Genomic DNA, 17,202 nt, shown 5'->3' with positions numbered 1-17,202 from the left:
CGGAGCGAGGCCTCCGGCCTCTCCCCGCCGCCCCGTCCTCACAGCACTGCCACACGACCCCCAGCGATCAAAACAAATCGCAACAGGCTCCACAGGGCAGGAAAGTGGCTTTGCTGCCCTCCCTGGCCCGCCGATTGCAACCCCGTGGGTGAGGTTGGGGTTCCGAGGTAGGAGCGGGAACGCCGCTCGTCGCCTCACGGGAAGTGGACTCATGGATCTGCAGCTCACCGGCCGCATCGTCGTCGTCACCGGCGCGTCGAAGGGGATCGGTCTCGCGACCACCCGGACGTTCCTCGAGGAGGGTGCGTCGGTGGTCGCCGTCTCGCGCAAGCTCTCCCCGGAGCTCGACGCGCTGGCCGGCCCGAACCTCCTGCACCACGCGGCCGACCTGACCGACCCCGCCGCGCCGGCCCGGATGGTCGAGCGGGCCGTCGAGGTGTTCGGCGGTCTCGACGTGCTGGTCAACAACGCCGGCGGCCCGCCGCCCGGGGTGTCGCTGCCGCGGTTCGGCTTCCTGACCCCTGACGACGCGGACTGGGCGCTCATGTACGAGTTCAACCTGTTTGCGGTGGTCCGCGCGGTGCGGGCGGCGATCCCGGCGATGCTGGAGCGCGGCGGCGGGGCGATCGTGAACGTCTCGTCCGGCGTCGCGCGCCAGCCCGCGCCGATGAACGTCGACTACTCGTCGGCGAAGGCGGCGCTGAACAACGTGTCCAAGGCGCTCGCCGAGGAGTTCGGGCCGTCCGGGATCCGGGTCAACACCGTCTCACCCGGCCCGGTCCGCACCGCGTGGTGGACCGAGGACGGCGGCGCGGCGGACATCATCGCGGCGCAGGCGGGCTCCGACCGCACGGCCGTCCTGGAGACGCTCGCGCCCTCGATGATGAAGCTGACGACCGGGCGGCTCGTCGACCCGCAGGAGGTGGCCGACGTCATCGCGCTGCTCGCCTCGCCCCGCTCGGCCAGCACCACCGGCGCCGAGTTCGCCGTCGACGGCGGCTTCCTCAAGGAGATCTAGCCCCAACTTCCCCACCGTTTTGCCTACTTGCACACGCAATTCGGCGCGCAGGTTGGCAAAACGGTGGGGAAGTTCGCCGGGTTGTCGGGAACGGAAGTGCGGCTGCCCGGGGTGGCTCGGCCAGCCGTACCGCCGTTCCCGACGTGGGGCGCGGACTCCCCCCGCACGCCCCACCGCGATGCCGACCACGCCGTCCTCGTGGGGCCGGCCGGCACGCGCGTCTCTACAAGTTGTCGATCACCGCGGCGGTGACCTGCTCGGTGGTCGCCGTGCCGCCGACGTCGCGGGTGCGCACGCCGGCGGCGGTGGTCGCGTCGATCGCCTTGCGCAGCCGGGCCGCGCGGTCGGGCAGCCCGAGGTGGTCGAGCATCAGCGCGGCGCTGCCGATCGCGCCGAGCGGGTTGGCGAGCCCCTGGCCCGCGATGTCGGGCGCCGAGCCGTGCACGGGCTCGAACATGCTGGGGTAGCGGCGTTCCGGATTGAGGTTCGCGCTCGCGGCGAGGCCGAGGCTGCCGGCGAGCGCGCTGCCGAGGTCGGAGAGGATGTCGGCGTGGAGGTTGCTCGCCACGACGACGGAGAGGTCGTCGGGGCGCAGCACGAACTTCGCGGCCATCGCGTCGACGAGCACGCTCTCGGTCTCGACGTCGGGGTACTCGGCAGCGACGCGGGCGAACACCTCGTCCCACAGCACCATCCCGTATTGCTGGGCGTTGCTCTTGGTGACGCTGGAGAGCTTGCGTCGCGTCCGGGTGCGGGCGAGGTCGAACGCGAACCGCATGATCCGCTCGATGCCGACCTCGGTGAACAGCGCCGACTGCACGGCCACCTCGTTGCCGGGGCCGCGTGCGGCGAGGTTGCGCCCGCCGAGCCCCGCGTACTCGCCTTCGCTGTTCTCCCGCACCACGACCCAGCCGAGATCCGTGTCGTCCGCGGCGCGCAACGGGCTGCGCACCCCGGGGTGGAAGTGCACGGGACGCACGTTCGCCCACTGGTCGAACCCCTGGCAGATGCGCAGCCGCAGCCCCCACAGGCTGACGTGGTCGGGCACGCTCGGCCAGCCGACGGCGCCGAAGTAGATCGCGTCGAAGCCGGCGAGGGTCTCCAGCCCGTCCTCGTCCATCATGCGGCCGGTGCGCTCGTGGAAGGCGCTGCCCCACGGGAACTCGGTCCAGGCGAACGTGACGTCGTCGCCCGCGAGCGTGTCGAGCACCGCGCGTCCGGCAGCAACGACCTCGGCGCCGACGCCGTCACCGGGGATGGCGGCGATGCGGAACGTGCGCGTAGCGGGCATGGTCGGATCCAAGCCGCTCGGCCGCCGTCGCGTCCAAGACCGGCTACCGATCCTGTCGATAGGTCCCGCCTATGTCCCCTGCATAGGAGCGGGTGACGGCCAGGAACGCCGCTGCGGCGGGCGTGAGCGGCGCGGCCCTGCTGATCAGCGAGATGTGCAGCCGGACGGGGATGTCGATCGCCGCCACGCGGGCACCGGCCCGGCGGGCCAGCGGCGCCCACGCCGAGGGCAGCACCGCGAGCCCGACCCCCTCCAGCACCAGCGCGAGGATCGACGTCCGGTGCGCGACCTCCACAGCGATCGTGATCGGGATCCCGTCGGCGGCGATGTCGTCGGCGATCCGGCGCATGAGGCTGCCCGGCTGCGAGACGATCAGCCGTGCGCCCGCGAGCGCCGCCGACTGCACCGGGTCGCCCTCGGGGAACGGGCGCTCGGCGGCGCCGACGAGCACGTGGCTCTGCTCCTCGACCGCGAGCACGTCGATCCCCGGGTGTCGCAAGGGTGCCGCCGAACCGGCCAGCCCCAGCTCGCAGGTGCCGCCGCGGACCATCCCGACCACCTCGTCCGTGGTGAACGCGGCCTGCGTGCTGACCGTGACGCCCGGGTGCTGCTCGGTGAACAGCCTGGTCAGCGTGCTGAGCGGGGAGATGGCGGGCGACGGCATGGTGGCCACCTCGACCCGCCCGCGCAGCAGACCCTTCAGCGACTCCACCGTCGCGTGTGCGGCCTGCAGGTCGCGCAGCACCTGCCGGGCCGGGCCGACGAGCTCGCGGCCGGCCTCGCTGACCGTCACTCCGCGCCCGATGCGGTGGAAGAGCGCGACGCCCAGCTCGCGTTCGAGCCCGGCCATCGCCTGCGAGAGCGACGGCTGCGCGATCAGCAGCTGCTTCGCCGCCCGGCCGAACCCGCCGTTGTCGACGATCGCGAGGAAGTACTCCAGCTGGCGGGCGTCCACGGTTCCTCCTGATCGATAGGCGGAACCTACCGGATGCGGCGGGCTACCGTGCGCGCATGATCCGACGCTGGAGTCCCGATGCCGTCGCGCCGCCGCTCGGCACCTACAACCACCTCGCCGCGGCGCCGGCCGACCACAAGATCCTGTTCGTCGCGGGGCAGGTCGGCATGGCGCCCGACGGGACGCTCGGCGCGGACGCCACCGACCAGACCCGGCTGGCGTTGGCGAACATCGAGCGGCTGCTCGCGGCCGCGGGCGGGGGTCCGGGGCAGCTGGTGAAGCTGTTCACCATGGTGGCCGGGGTCGAGCACCTCGACGGCGTCCGCGTCGGGCTGCGTGAGGCGTTCGACCGCTGGTTCCCGGACGGCGACGTGCCCACCCACTCGCTGGTTGTGGTCACCGCGCTCGCCCGCCCCGAGCTGGCCGTCGAGGTGGAGGCGGTGGCGGCGGTGCCGGACGGGCAAGGCTGACGGCCCGGCGGCGCTCAACGCACCGGCGTCACGCCCGGTTGCTCCGGCATCCCGAGGTCGGTGGCGAAGTTCCCGACGGCCTGCTCGATGCGGCGGAACATGCGGGCGACCGTGAGCAGCTCGGCCCGCAGCCGGGGGTCGTCGGTGCGTGCGGCGTGCGCCTCCGCCGCGTCCACCAGCTCCTCCGCCGAGACGATCTCGCCGGCCGTGCCGTCCTGGGGCCGGTGCAGGAGCAGGTCGCGCAGGGCGGCGAGGTTGTCGCGGACCCGCTGCGCCGCCGGCTCCAGCGCCTCCCACGACGGGTCGCCCGCGGAGTCCGACAGCCGGGCGAGCCGCCGCGTGTAGTGGTCGACGCCGGTCAGCACCCGCAGGGCCCGTTGGTAGCTGGAGCGGCCGCGCCGCCGCGGCAACGGGTTGTCGAGGGGCTTCGCGCGCAGCCGCAGCACGCCGAGGGCGTCGTCCATGTCGCGCGCGAGCTCGACGGGGTCGGCGGCGGGCCGGCCGAGGATCCGCTCGACCGCCGCGGCGAGCACGGCGTCGATGCCCTCGACCACGGTCTCCAGGGCCTCGCCGAACGCCTCCCGCGTGCCCTTCGGGAGCACGAGGTAGCCGGCGAGCATCCCCATCGCCGCCCCGATGGCGGTCTCGACGACCCGCACCACCAGCGTCTCGACGCTGAACTGGCCGATGAGTCCGTACAGCAGCGCGAGCACCGCGGTGATCCAGAACGCCATCAGCGCCTGCGACACCCGCACCGTGTAGAGCGCGAAGAACGCGCAGACGGCCATCAGCACCAGCGAGAGCACGGCGTTGCCGCTGACCAGCAGCGCCAGCCCCATCCCCGCGACGACCCCGCCGATCGTCCCGATGATCCGCTGCGAGCCCCGGGTCAGCACGTCGCCGCAGCTGGTGGTGCCGGCGAAGACGATGAACGCGGCGATGACCGCCCAGTACCAGCGCGCGGGGGAGACGAGCTCGCCGAGCACGATCGCGCAGCTCGTGGCCACCCCGACCTGGACGGCCTGCCGGGTGGCCAGCTCCAGACCGGCGGGCTTCTCGTCCTTCTCGATGTCCTTCTCTGGGGTGGACGCGGCCTCGTGGGGGAGGTCGGCGCCCTCGCCGTGCGGTCGCGGTGTGCCGGTGGCGCTGCCCAGGGCGTCGGCCAGCCGGGTGATCGCGAAAGCCACCCGCTGCGCGCGGTCGCCGAGCCCCTCGGTGTCGACGACCATCGGTCCGACGCTGCGTCGCGCGCTGGTCAGCAGCATCGCCACCCGGCCGTCAGGTGTGCCGGTTGCGGACGCTGCGCCGAGCGCGTGCAACCCGGCCAGGAGCGGCCTGCGCACCTCCGGCCCCGGCGGCGGTTCGCTCTGCACGAGCCGGCGCGCGGCGACGGAGAGCCGCTCGGTGGCCAGCTCGGCGTCGAGGATCTGCAGTTCGAGCCCGTCGTCGGGCTCGGCGCCTTCGGCGCGCATCTGTTCGAGCCGGTCGGCGACGAGCAGCGCGGTCTCGTTGAGCCGGGTCCGTCGCTTCCGGATGGACACGAGCTCGTCGTCGACGTCCTCCGGCTCGGCGTCGAGCAGGTCGACCACGGCCTCGACGAGCGCGTGCACGTGCGCCCGGAACGCGCGGGTGAGGCGCGCGAGCGTGCGCTCGGGCCGTTCGGCGAGCAGGAACCCGCGCAGCAGCAACGTCGCGCCCGGCCCGATCGCGGCCGCCACCAGCAGCAACGGCAGCTGCGCGACGGCCGCCTGCAGGAACTGCGTGAAGAAGTAGCCCATGAACGCCGCCATGCCGAGTGCGTTGCCGCGCGGGCCGTAGCGGCGCACGTACACCGCGCCGATCATGATCGCGACGAAGACCGCGTCGGCGACGATCCGCGTCGGCGCGAGCAGCGTGCCTGCGGCGACGGCGCACGCGGCGGGCAGCACCATCAGCGCCGTCGTGACCCGCAGGCGGGCGAGCTCGGGCTCGTTCACGGCGATGTTGCTGACCATCGCCAGCACGGCCGAGATCAGCACGACCGTCACCGGCGCACCGACGAGCGCGCTCACGCCGGACATCGCGAGCACGGCCAGCGCCATCGACGACACCGCGATCCCGGCGAGCCGCAGCCGGACGTACCCGGGGTCGAGGCCGGTCAGGACGGTGCGCAGCTCGGTGAACCAGGACGGGAGCCGCACGCCACCAGTCTGGCACCGACCTCACCGACCGGCCGGGGGAACTCCCGTCGAATTGCGGCACTCGGTGTCAAAATAGCGCGGTTCGCACTATGCTCCGCCTATGGCGAGCACGAGGACGTGGTTCGAGACCGTTGCCGAGGCACAGCGCAGGGCGCGACGGCGGCTGCCGAGATCGGTGTACATGGCGCTCGTCGCCGGCTCCGAGCAGGGGATCACCCTCGACGACAACGTCGCTGCGTTCGGCGAGCTCGGCTTCCGCCCGCACATCGCCGACCTGCCGCAGACGCGCGACCAGTCGACGACGGTGCTCGGCCAGGACGTCTCGATGCCTGTGCTGATCTCGCCGACCGGGGTGCAGGCGGTGACCCCCGACGGCGAGGTCGCCGTCGCGCGCGCGGCCGCCGCTGCCGGCATCGCGATGGGGCTGAGCTCGTTCGCGAGCAAGCCGATCGAGCAGGTGGTCGCCGCCAACCCGAAGACGCTGTTCCAGATGTACTGGGTGGGCACCCGCGAGCGCATCCTGCAGCGCGTGGAGCGGGCCCGCGCGGCCGGCGCGACCGGGCTGATCGTCACGCTGGACTGGACCTTCGCCACGCGCCGCGACTGGGGCAGCCCGCCGATCCCGGAGAAGCTCGACCTGCGCGCGATGCTGAGGTTCGCCCCCGAAGGCGCGCTGCGGCCGCGGTACGTCCTCGACTGGTTGCGCGGCGGCGGCCTGCCCGACCTCACCACCCCCAACCTTGCCGGGCCGGGGGAGCCGGCGCCGACCTTCTTCGGCGCCTACGGCGAGTGGATGCAGACACCCCTGCCGACCTGGGACGACGTCGCCTGGCTCCGCAAGGAATGGGGCGGCCCGTTCATGGTGAAGGGGATCATGCACCCGGACGACGCCCGCCGGGCCGTCGACGCCGGCGCCACCGCGATCTCCGTCTCCAACCACGGCGGCAACAATCTCGACGGCACCCCCGCGTCGATCAGGGCGCTGCCGGCCGTCGTCGACGCCGTCGGCGACCAGGTCGAGGTGCTGCTCGACGGCGGCATCCGCCGCGGCGGCGACGTCGTGAAGGCGCTCGCGCTCGGCGCCAAGGCGGTCATGATCGGCAGGGCATACCTGTGGGGGATGGCGGCCAACGGCGAGGCCGGCGTCACCAACGTCCTCCAGATCCTGCGCAGCGGGATCGACGAGGCGCTGCTCGGCCTCGGGCGGTCGTCCGTGCACGATCTCGTCCCCGAGGACGTCATCGTGCCGGCCGGGTTCACGCGGGAGCTGTGACGGTGGCGGTAGCGGGGGTGTCCGGGGAGGGCAGGAAAGCCACTTTCCTGCCCTGTGAGGGCCGGAAAGTGGCTTTGCTGCCCTTGCGTGTGGACGGCACCTGCCGGACACGTGCAGCGACGCGGGAATCCAGGCTCACCTACATGCGCACTTTCTGCATGCGCTGCAGCGTAGGACGGTAGTCCTGGGTCAGGCCCGCCTGCTCAGGTGCAGCTCGGCAAGCCGCGCGGGCGACATCTGCGCCGGCGCGCCCATCCCTGCGAGGACACACCCAGGTCTGCGCGGTCATGCCGCGCGCGTGGCCGGGGCGCGCCGGGAAAGCCACTTTCCCGGCCTGTGGCGCTGGGAAGGTGGCTTTCCCGGCAACGTATGCATCCCGCACCCATCCCGCCATCGCGAACGTCTTCGGCAGCCCTCAGCACACTCAACCACCACGACCCGGGCCCGGCCGTGAGGTCGCTCGTGCACAGGTTCACCTCCCCGTGCGCAGGGTGGAACCTGTGCACGGAGGCGCCAACCTGTGCACGACCGCCCTGCGCCCGCGTCCAGCCAGCGCGAGAGCACTGCTCTTGCGCGGAGCGCCGCTCTCTGGAATGGTGCTCCATATCGAGAGCACCGCTCTCGCAAAGAGAGTGGAGGATCTCATGGCGATCGACACGAAGGTCGGGACGGGCGTGCGAGGCGGTTCGATTGCGCTGCTGGTCGCCGGGCTGCTGTTCGTGGTCTACCCGGTGCTGCGGCCTTACGGCGACACCGTTCTGCTGGACGGCGCGCCCGCCTTCGCGTCGGCGGCGTGGGTCGTCGCGCACCTCTCCGCGGTCGCGGGGTTCGTCCTCCTCCCGCTGGGGCTGCTCGCGCTGCGCACCGCGATCGGGGGGCGGCTCGCCGGCGCCGCGTTCGTGACCATGTGGATCGGGATCGGCATGGTGCTGCCCTACTACGGCGCCGAGACGTTCGCGCTGAACGCCATCGGGCAGCGGGTGCTCGAGACCGGCGACACCGGTCTGCTCGCGCTGGTCGACGCCATCCGCTTCGGCTCGGCCCAGGTCACGCTGTTCGGCGTCGGCCTGGTGCTGATCGCCGTGGCCGCGGTGCTGGCCGGCGTCGCCGTGTGGCGCTCCGGTGTGCTCTCGCGCTGGTCGGCGGTCCCGTTCGCGGCCGCGTTCGCGCTGTTCCTGCCGCAATTCTTCGGCACGCCGGAGCTGCGGATCGCGCACGGCGTGCTGGCCGGGGTCGGTTGCGTGCTGCTCGCGACGCAGCTGCGGACCGCCCGCCTGTGGGTTGGCTGAGAGTACCTTGCGCTCCGGACCGATCCGGTCCAGGCTGGACCATATCGGTCCAACACGAGGTGGCGACATGGTTCTCCGGCAGACGAGCGAGCAGATCGACCGAGCGATCCTCGACGCCGCGGCGGAGACGTTCGCCATCCACGGCTACGACCGGACGTCCGTGCAGCTGCTCGCCGACGCCGTCGGGTACTCCAAGACCGGCCTGCTGCACCGGTTCTCCAGCAAGCAGGTGATCTACGAGACGGCGGTCGAGGCCGCCCGCCGGTCCGTCGACGATCTGCTCGGCACGGTCGCCGCAGGCGATCCGGTCGGGGTGCTGCGGGCCGTCGCCGAGTCGGCGCTCGCCAGGCCCGGACTCACCAGCCTGATCATCGCCTCGATCAAGCTGGCGTCCGACCAGCCCGCGCGGGACGAGCTGTACGCGCAGGTCGATCGCGTGCACGCCGCGCTGGGGCTCACCGGGGCCGACGACGAGCACCGGATGCGCGGGATGCTCGCGCTCAAGCTGATCGTCGATGCCGTGCTCGCGCACTGCCACAAGGCCATCCAGATCCCACCGTCGCGACTGGTGCCGCTCGTGGTCGAACTCGCCGCCGGGGTGCTCGGCGCCCCCGCGCTCACAACTCGCTCCGAGGAGTGGTCATGACCATCGCGCCTTCGCGCTCGCTCGTCCCGATCCCGCAACCGAAGCCACTGCCGTTGCTGGGCAACCTGCGCGACCTCGACAGCGAGAAGGGCATCTTCAAGTTCGTGGAGATGGCCCGCGAGTACGGGCCGATCTTCAAGCTGCGGGTGCCCGGCCGCGACCTGCTCATCGTCACCTCGCAGGAGCTGGTCGACGAGCTGTGCGACGAGCGCCGCTTCGACAAGCAGCTGTCGCTGCCACTGCGCAACGTCCGCGACTTCGCGGGCGACGGGCTGTTCACCTCCGACACCGACGAGCCGGCGTGGGGCGCGGCGCACCGCATCCTCATGCCGGCGTTCGGGCCGGCCGCGCTGCGCGACATGTTCGACGGGATGCTCGATATTTCCGAGCAGCTGCTGCTCAAGTGGGAGCGCCAGGGCTCGACCCACGAGATCGACGTCGCCGACAACACGACGAGGCTCACGCTCGACACGATCGCGCTGTGCTCGTTCAGCTACCGCTTCAACAGCTTCTACTCCGAGGACATGCACCCGTTCGTCGGTGCGATGGTCCGGGCGCTGGTCGAGTCGGGCGAGCGGGCCCAGCGGCTGCCGATGCAGGACATGCTGATGCGGCGCACCCACCAGCGCTACGAGGCCGACAAGCAGCTCATGCACGACGTGGCCGACCGGCTCATCGAGGAACGCCGCCGCAACCCGCTGCCGGACGGCCAGCACGACATCCTCGACACGATGCTCACCGCGACCGACCCGCAGACCGGGGAGCGGCTCTCGGCCGAGAACGTGCGCTACCAGCTCGTCACGTTCCTGATCGCGGGGCACGAGACCACCAGCGGGCTGCTCACCTTCACCCTGTACGAGCTGATGCGCCACCCCGAGGTGCTGGCCAAGGCGCGGGCGCAGGTCGACGAGGTGCTCGGCAACGAGCAGCCGCGGTTCGAGCACCTGGCCAAGCTGACCTACCTCGACCAGGTGTTCAAGGAGTCGCTGCGGCTCTGGCCGACCGCGCCGGCGTTCTCGATCCAGCCGCGCGACGAGGTGACGACGCTCGGCGGGCGCTACGAGGTGCGCCGCGACCAGACGATGCTCGTGGTGATCCCTGGGCTGCACCGCGACCCGACCGTGTGGGGGCCCGACCCGGAGGCGTTCGACCCCGAGCGGTTCGCGTTCGAGCGCGCCCAGCAGCTGCCGCCCAACGCGTGGAAGCCGTTCGGCAACGGGCAGCGCTCCTGCATCGGACGCGGGTTCGCGCTGCAGGAGGCCACGCTGTTCCTCGCGATGCTGCTGCAGCGCTTCGACATCGCGCCCGTCGACCCCGATTACGACCTCGAGATCCAGCAGACCCTGACGATCAAGCCGGCGGGGCTGCACATGTACGCGCGCCGCCGCGACACGACGATCGTCCCGTCGGTCGGCACGGCGTCGATGGGCACGGGGTCGACCAGCGAGCGGTCAGGGCAGCCGGCAGCCGCCGTCACCGCCGACGCGCACGGCACCCCGATGCGGGTGCTCTACGGCTCCAACGCCGGCACCGCGGAGGCGTTCGCGCAGCGGATCGCCAACGACGCGACCGCACGCGGCTACCAGGTCGCGGTCGGGACGCTCGACAGCGCGACCGGTGAGCTGCCAACCGAGGGCGCGGTTGTGGTCGTCACGTCCTCCTACGAGGGCCAGCCGCCGGACAACGCGCGCGCGTTCCTCCCGTGGGTGCGCGACCTGCCCGCCGGCGCGCTCGACGGGGTGCGGTTCGTGGTGTTCGGCTGCGGCAACAAAGACTGGGCGCGGACCTACCAGGCGATCCCCAAAGCCGTCGACGCCGCGCTGGCGGCCGCGGGTGGGCAGCGGCTGGTCGAGCGCGGCGAGGCGAACGCGCGCGGCGACTTCTTCGGCGACTTCGAGGACTGGTACGCGGGCTTCTGGGGCCCGGTCGGGGCGGCGTTCGGGCAGGACACGGCCGCGCCGGCACCGGCGCCGAGCCTGGAGGTCGAGTTCGTCGGGGCCACCCGCGACCCGCTGCTGCGGCAGAACCAGCTGCAGCTGGGCACCGTGCTCGCCAACCGCGAGCTGGTCGACATGGCGGCGCCGAACGCCCGCTCGAAGCGGCACGTCGAGATCGCGCTCCCGGCCGGGGCGACCTACCGCGCCGGCGACTACCTCGCCGTGCTGCCGCTCAACCCGCCGGACGTCGTCGCGCGGGCACTGAGCCGCTTCGGGCTCGCCCCCGACGCGCAGGTGGTGCTGCGCACCGGAGGCGCGCCGACGTTCCTGCCGGCCGACGAACCGGTGACGGCGGCGGAGCTGCTCTCGAGCTTCGTCGAGCTGTCGCAGCCCGCGACGCGCCGCCAGATCGAGCAGCTCGCCGCCGCGACACCGTGCCCGCCCGACGAGAAGGCGCTGGCGGCGCTCGCGGCCGACCCCGCCCGGCATGCCGCCGAGGTGGTGGAGCGCCGGGTCACCGTGCTCGACCTGCTCGAACGCCACCGTCCGTGCCAGCTGCCGTTCGCGGCGTTCCTGCAGATGCTCACACCGCTGACGCCCAGGCAGTACTCGATCTCGTCGTCGCCGCGGTGGAACCCCGAGGTCGCGACGCTCACCGTGGCCGTCGTCGACGCCCCGGCGCTGTCGGGTGCCGGGCGCTACTTCGGCGCGGCGTCGACGTACCTGGCGGGGGTGCGGCCGGGCACGAAGGTCGCGGTGACCGTCCGGCCGTCGAACGTGGCGTTCCACCCGCCGGAGTCGCTCGACACCCCGATCGTCATGGTGTGCGCCGGCTCCGGGTTGGCCCCGTTCCGCGGGTTCCTGCAGGACCGGGCGATGCGCGCCGAGCAGGAGGGCGTGCGGCCGGCGCCCGCGCTGCTGTTCTTCGGCTGCGACCACCCCGACGTAGACCACCTGTACCGCGACGAGCTGGCGGCCTGGGCCGAGCGGGGTGTCGTCGACGTGCGGCCGGCGTACTCGGCGGTCCCGCGCGACGGCGTGACGTTCGTCCAGGACCGGTTGTGGGCCGACCGTGCCGACGTCGTCGCGCTGATGGACCGGGACCCGGTGTTCTTCGTCTGCGGCGACGGCCAGTACATGGCGCCCGCCGTGTACGAGACGTGCAAGCGGATCTACGCCGAGCACACCGGCGCCACCGCGGCGGAGGCGGAGGCGTGGATGACGGAGATGGAACGCACCCGCGCCCGGTACGTCGCCGACGTGTTCGCGTAGCCGCTCAGGCCAGGGGCCGGCGTCTGGGCCGAGGCCCGGGCCGGGCCCGGGGTGGGTCAGGAAAGCCACTTTCATGCAACGTGGTTGCATGAAAGTGGCTTTCCTGACGTCCCGCGCGCCCAGTGCGCGGCGTCACTGGTCGATCGCGTACACCACGTCGACGGTGACCGTCAGCTCCTGCGTCCCGGGCTGCAGCGGCACCGCCGCCTTCTGGTCTGCGGCGCCGGCGTTGACCTCCCAGTACGGGCCCGGTGTGGGCGTGACGACCTCGTTGATCGAGAGGATCACGCCGGTCCGCACGCCCGCTGCCTCGGCCATCTGCTTGGCCTGCGCCTGTGCCTGCCGCACGGCGTCGGCACGGGCCTGGGTGCGCAGCGCGCTGTCGTCGTCGATGGAGAACTGGAGGCTGTTGACGCGCACGGCGTCCCCGGCCGCCTCACCGGCAGCGTCGATCAGCCGTCCGGCGGCGGCGATGTCGCGCAGCGTCGCGGTGACGGAGTTGTTGACCTCGTAGCCGTTGATCCGCCCGCCGTCGGCGTAGGTGGGGTTGACCGAGAGCTGGCTGGTGCGGATGTCGGCCTCGGCGACGCCGCTGTTCTTCAGGGTCGCGATCAGCGCGGCGGCCCGCTCGTTGTTCGCGCCGAGCGCGGCCTGCGCGCTCGGCGCCCTCGTCGACACCCCGAGGTCGACGGTGACGATGTCGGGTGCGCCCTTCGCCGTCCCCACCCCGCGCGCGTTGATGCCGGGGGTCGGCGCCGGGCCGCCCGTCGCGGCGGGCTGCGGGCCCGCGCAGCCGGCGAGCAGCAGCGCGCCGATCGTGACGGCCAGGCCGGTGGACAGTAGACGCTTCATCGTGGTCTCCGTTCGTACGTTCTGCCGTAAGGACGGAGGGGGCGCGGATTTCGTTGGTCACCGCCTGGTGGTGATCAACCGCAGGGCCACGATCGCGGCGACGGCGGCGGCCACGACCGTCGTCGGGCCGACCCCGGCGAGCGTCGCGGCGGTGCCCGCCGCGAGCGGGGCGAGCGCGAGCCCCACGGTGTAGGCGAGGTTGTAGAGCGCGTACGCGGCCCCGTACGCGGGCGGTTGGGTGTGCTCGGCCAGCGTGCCGATCAGCACCAGCGTCGGTGCGAGCACGAGCTGCGCGCCGAGCCCGACCACGACCACACCCGCGATCGAGACGGGTGCCGCGGGCAGGCCGCAGAGCCAGAACCCGGCCGCGGCGACGAGCGTGCCGACGGCGGCGACCCGCGTCGGGCCGAACCGGTCGGTGATCATGCCGGCGAGCGGCGCGATCAGGCCGCCGGCGAGGGCGGCGCCGCCGAACACCAACCCGATACCGGTGGCGTTCATGCCGAGACCGGCGAGGTGCAGCGGCAGCACGGGCTCGGCGAAGGCGATCGCCGCCGCGCCGAGCGCGGTGAGCCCGATCAGCAGCCCCGCGCGCGGGCCGCGGGCGACCTCCCGCAGCGGCGTCGGTCGGGCGATCGACGCCACCGGCTTGATCCAGACGATCCGGGCGACGGCGTCGAGCACCGCCAGCACCGCGACCAGCACGAACGGTGCGCGCGGCCCGAACGAGTCGGTGAGCAGGCCGGACGCCGCAGGACCGAGGAGCACCCCGATACCGAGTGCGGAGAGCGCAAATCCCATCACCGTGCCGCGCCGCTCGGGCGGATGGGTCGCGGCGATCAGCGCGAGGCCCGACGTCCAGCTGACCCCCGCGGCGACTCCTTGCGCGGCGCGCGCGGCCATCAGCACGGCGAGCCCGGCGACGCCGGGCATCTCGACGGCAGCGGTGAACAGCGCGGTGGCGGCGGCGAGCCCGAGCATCCCCGCGAGCATCGGGGAGCGTGGGCCGGAACGGTCCACCCATCGTCCGACCAGCGGGATGGAGGCGAGCATCGCGAGCGCGTAGGCCGCGAACAGCAGCCCGGCCGCACCCGGCGAGCCCGCCACGGCCGGCAGCGTCGGCAGCAGCGGCACCAGCGCGCCGTACAGGAACATGTCGACGCCGAGCGCCAGCGACACGACGCCGACCGCGGCGCCGGGCCGGGTTGCGCCGGCCGGCGGGGGAGAGGTCATCGGAGAAGTCCTTCGAGCAGGGGCGCGACACTCGTGGCGTCGGCGCGGGGAACGAGGGCGGGATCATGGCCGGCCAGCAGCGCGGTGCCGCTGAGCCAGGCCAACAGGTGCTCCGCCGCGGTAGGGGGATCGACCGCGAGGTCGGCAGCGGCCGGGGTCAGGTCGGCGACGAGCCGCGCGCGCCACTCGTGGAATCCGGCCGCCTTCTTCTTCTCGGGATCGTTGGGCAGCCCCGCCTGCATGGAGACGGCCATGAGCGCGGTGAACCGGCGATCGGTGTGCAGTGCGGTGAGCCAGCCGACGGCGAACGTCTGCAGCCGGGCGCGGAGCGGGCGGGCAGGGTCGTCGAGCGCGGCCCAGACAGGCGTGGCGACGGTGTCCCACATCTGCTCGAGCACGGCTCCGAGCAGTGCGTTCTTGTCGGCGAAGTGGTGGTAGACGGCGCCGCGGGTGAGGCCGGCCGAGCCGGCGATGCCGGCGAGCGTCGCCTCGGCGACGCCCTGCTCGGCGAAGGTGAAGAGGGCGGCGTCGAGCAGGGCGGCTCGGGTGGCTGCGGTGTCTTCAGCGGTCCGTCGCACGCAACATTCATACATGCACGCATGTATGAAAAGCAAGCAAGTGCTAGGCATCTGTCGAGAGCCTCGTACGATTGCTCCGATGTCTGATCACTCAACCGACAGGGGCTGCATGTCTGCGACCGCCATCTCCGTCCAGGTCTACTCGGTGCGCGAGGCGTTCACCGCTGACCCGGCCGCCACGCTGCAACGGCTGGCGGACATCGGGTTCACCAACGTCGAGCCGTACGGCTTCGTCGAGCACGTCGACGCGCTGGAACCGGCGCTGCGCGCTGCCGGCCTCGCTGCGCCGTCGGGGCACAACCGGCTGCTCGGCAGGGACCGGGAAGAGATCTTCGACGCGGCGCAACGGCTCGGGATGACCACCGTCGTCGAGCCGATGGTGCCCGCCGAGGAGTGGCAGACCCTCGACTCGATCCGGCGGACCGCCGAGGCGCTCAACGAGATCGCCGCGGCGGCCCGCCCCCGCAACCTGCGGGTCGGCTACCACAACCACGCCTGGGAGCTCGCGTCCGTCATCGACGGGGTCACGGCGCTGGAGCACCTCGTCGCCGCGCTCGAACCCGACGTCGTGCTGGAGGTCGACACCTTCTGGGCCGCCGTCGGCGGGCAGGACCCCGCCGCGCTGCTGCGGCGGCTCGGCGACCGGGCCCGCCTGATCCACATCAAGGACGGCCCCGTGACGGGCGAGGTCAAGAAGGACCAGGTGCCGCTGGGCGAGGGTGAGATCGCCGTCGACGCCGTCCTGGACGCGGCGGGGGCCGCGGAGCTGGGAGTCGTCGAGTTCGACGAGTACGCGGGCGACGAGTTCGACGGGGTCGCCCGCTCACTCGCCTACCTGCATCAGAAGCAGGCGCAGTAGCGCTCGCGCAGCCGTCGCCAATCTCCCCACCGTTTTGTGCACCTGCGCGCCCTGCAGGCGTGCAAGTGCACAAAACGGTGGGGAAGTTCGGGTCCGGCGGCTACCTCTGGGAGGCGTCCGGCACGATCCGCTTCAGCATGATCCGGCGCAGCCGGGCGAGGTCCTTGCGGTTCGCCACCCGCATCGCGATCGCGATCGCCGGCGCGCCCAACCGGGCGAAGCCGGCGGGGATGCCCCGGTTGCGCAGCGACATCCGCGTCGACTTGCCGGCGGCCGCCCACGTGTAGGTGGTCTCCATCGGGAACGGGCCCTGCGCCGTGCGCATGACCAGCAGCTTCCCCGGCGTGTACGCGCTGACCTCGTACGTGTAGGCGAGGGTGCGGCCGAGGAACCGGGCGACGAACCGCAGGCGGGAGCCGACGGCCAGCGGTCGCCGCGTCTCCCACTCCACGGAGTCGATGTTCACGTACCAGCTCGGCGCGTTGTCCGGGTCGGCCGCGTACGCGGCGACGGCGTCGGCCGGCCGCTCGATGATGATCGTGGTGTAGACGTCGACCGCCATGGCTCCAGTGTCCTCCCGAATGCCGGCTCAGCGGCACCTCAGCTAGTCAGGACTCCGACGGTCGCCGCGACGATGACGGCGTTGTACAGGAACGACAGCAGCCCGTGGAAGATCATCTTCGAGCGGGCCTCCGACGTCGTGGCGCTGACGTCGGAGGTCGCGAACGCAACACCGACCGTGACCGCGACGTAGACGAACTCGGTCAGCGTCGGCGTGGCGGTGCCGGGGAACTCGAAGTGCGTCACCCCACGGGCTCGGCCGAGCACCCACAGCCGCGCGTAGCGCTCGGCGTAGCTGAGGTGCGGCACCGCCCACGCGAGGACGATGAGCAGCAGCGCCGACGCCGAGTAGATCGTGACGAGCTCGACCATCAGATCCGGGTCGCCGCCCTGCGCGACGAGGTCGGCGACGGCCCGCTCGCCCGCGTCGCCGGTGTAGGCGAGCAGCAGCGTGATCGCGTTGACGACCGTCAACGCGGTGGTGCCCACCACCAGGTGGCCGAGCCGGACGTCCTGGAGCCGCCGGGCCCAGTGCGGGTCGCCACGACGGGCCCGGCGCATGCGCAGCAGCCGCACCGCGATGAACATGCCGGCGAGCACGATCCACAGCAACGCCGTGACCCGGTAGACGGGGTCGTCGATATCCAGGTTGACCCGCAGGTCGACGAACATGACCGCCGCGACGACGAGCAGGAGCACGTCGATGGCCCGGGTCGACCACGAGCCGCCCTTCGCGACGGTGTCGGCGGGTACGGACACGGGCAAGATCGTATGCCGCGGGCCGGGCA

General features: G+C 72.6%; 15 protein-coding genes. 7 read left to right on the top strand and 8 right to left on the bottom strand.

Annotation, left to right across the window (positions count from 1 at the left end):
* Positions 1-211: 211 nt before the first annotated feature.
* Positions 212-1,018, top strand: coding sequence for an SDR family NAD(P)-dependent oxidoreductase (locus LL648_RS16260; RefSeq protein ID WP_232663390.1), 807 nt, complete (start codon positions 212-214; stop codon positions 1,016-1,018).
* A 223-nt stretch (positions 1,019-1,241) separates the two neighbouring features.
* On the opposite strand, the gene LL648_RS16255 is transcribed toward LL648_RS16260, so the two are convergent.
* Positions 1,242-2,309, bottom strand: coding sequence for a tartrate dehydrogenase (locus LL648_RS16255; protein WP_232663389.1), 1,068 nt, complete (start codon positions 2,307-2,309; stop codon positions 1,242-1,244).
* A gap of 43 nt (positions 2,310-2,352) precedes the next feature.
* Entirely contained in the window at positions 2,353-3,264 is a 912-nt protein-coding gene (locus tag LL648_RS16250) for a LysR family transcriptional regulator (protein WP_232663388.1), read from the bottom strand.
* Between the two features lie 56 nt (positions 3,265-3,320).
* On the opposite strand from LL648_RS16250, the gene LL648_RS16245 reads away from it, so the two are divergent.
* A complete protein-coding gene (locus LL648_RS16245; protein WP_232663387.1) occupies positions 3,321-3,734 on the top strand; it encodes a RidA family protein in 414 nt (137 codons plus the stop codon).
* A 14-nt stretch (positions 3,735-3,748) separates the two neighbouring features.
* Here the strand turns inward: LL648_RS16245 and LL648_RS45230 are convergent, their stop codons facing one another.
* Positions 3,749-5,914 (bottom strand): FUSC family protein, encoded by a 2,166-nt coding sequence (locus tag LL648_RS45230; RefSeq protein ID WP_232663386.1) that lies wholly within the window; start codon positions 5,912-5,914, stop codon positions 3,749-3,751.
* Between the two features lie 100 nt (positions 5,915-6,014).
* Between LL648_RS45230 and mftD the strand changes: the two genes are divergently transcribed.
* From mftD to LL648_RS16220, 4 genes are all read left to right on the top strand, one after another.
* Positions 6,015-7,187 (top strand): pre-mycofactocin synthase MftD, encoded by a 1,173-nt coding sequence (gene mftD, locus LL648_RS16235; protein WP_232663385.1) that lies wholly within the window; start codon positions 6,015-6,017, stop codon positions 7,185-7,187.
* A gap of 644 nt (positions 7,188-7,831) precedes the next feature.
* A complete protein-coding gene (locus tag LL648_RS16230; RefSeq protein WP_232663384.1) occupies positions 7,832-8,476 on the top strand; it encodes a hypothetical protein in 645 nt (214 codons plus the stop codon).
* 67 nt (positions 8,477-8,543) lie between these two features.
* Positions 8,544-9,122: a TetR/AcrR family transcriptional regulator gene (locus tag LL648_RS16225; RefSeq protein ID WP_232663383.1), complete on the top strand. Its 579-nt coding sequence runs from the start codon at positions 8,544-8,546 to the stop codon at positions 9,120-9,122.
* Entirely contained in the window at positions 9,119-12,331 is a 3,213-nt protein-coding gene (locus LL648_RS16220; RefSeq protein ID WP_232663382.1) for a bifunctional cytochrome P450/NADPH--P450 reductase, read from the top strand. The genes LL648_RS16225 and LL648_RS16220 overlap by 4 nt, the downstream gene beginning before the upstream one ends.
* 132 nt (positions 12,332-12,463) lie before the next feature.
* Here LL648_RS16220 and LL648_RS16215 read toward each other — a convergent pair whose 3' ends face one another.
* Genes LL648_RS16215 through LL648_RS16205 form a run of 3 tightly spaced genes read right to left on the bottom strand, consistent with a single transcriptional unit; the run spans position 12,464 to position 14,994 of the window.
* Entirely contained in the window at positions 12,464-13,183 is a 720-nt protein-coding gene (locus tag LL648_RS16215; protein ID WP_232663381.1) for an SIMPL domain-containing protein, read from the bottom strand.
* A gap of 57 nt (positions 13,184-13,240) precedes the next feature.
* Positions 13,241-14,416: an MFS transporter gene (locus LL648_RS16210; RefSeq protein ID WP_232663380.1), complete on the bottom strand. Its 1,176-nt coding sequence runs from the start codon at positions 14,414-14,416 to the stop codon at positions 13,241-13,243.
* Complete coding sequence (locus tag LL648_RS16205; RefSeq protein ID WP_232663379.1) at positions 14,413-14,994, bottom strand: TetR/AcrR family transcriptional regulator; 582 nt, start codon at positions 14,992-14,994, stop codon at positions 14,413-14,415. Before LL648_RS16205 ends, LL648_RS16210 begins: the two co-directional genes overlap by 4 nt.
* A 109-nt stretch (positions 14,995-15,103) precedes the next feature.
* On the opposite strand from LL648_RS16205, the gene LL648_RS16200 reads away from it, so the two are divergent.
* Positions 15,104-15,853 carry a sugar phosphate isomerase/epimerase family protein gene (locus LL648_RS16200; RefSeq protein WP_232663378.1) on the top strand — a complete coding sequence of 250 codons (750 nt, stop codon included), beginning with the start codon at positions 15,104-15,106 and terminating at the stop codon, positions 15,851-15,853.
* 100 nt (positions 15,854-15,953) lie between these two features.
* Here the strand turns inward: LL648_RS16200 and LL648_RS16195 are convergent, their stop codons facing one another.
* Positions 15,954-16,415 carry an SRPBCC family protein gene (locus LL648_RS16195; RefSeq protein ID WP_232663377.1) on the bottom strand — a complete coding sequence of 154 codons (462 nt, stop codon included), beginning with the start codon at positions 16,413-16,415 and terminating at the stop codon, positions 15,954-15,956.
* 38 nt (positions 16,416-16,453) lie between these two features.
* Positions 16,454-17,173 carry a DUF1345 domain-containing protein gene (locus tag LL648_RS16190; protein ID WP_232663376.1) on the bottom strand — a complete coding sequence of 240 codons (720 nt, stop codon included), beginning with the start codon at positions 17,171-17,173 and terminating at the stop codon, positions 16,454-16,456.
* Positions 17,174-17,202: the final 29 nt, after the last annotated feature.

This window comes from Pseudonocardia sp. TRM90224 (assembly GCF_021245725.1).
GTDB lineage: Bacteria > Actinomycetota > Actinomycetes > Mycobacteriales > Pseudonocardiaceae > Pseudonocardia.
This window is presented reverse-complemented; position numbering and strand designations above follow the sequence as displayed.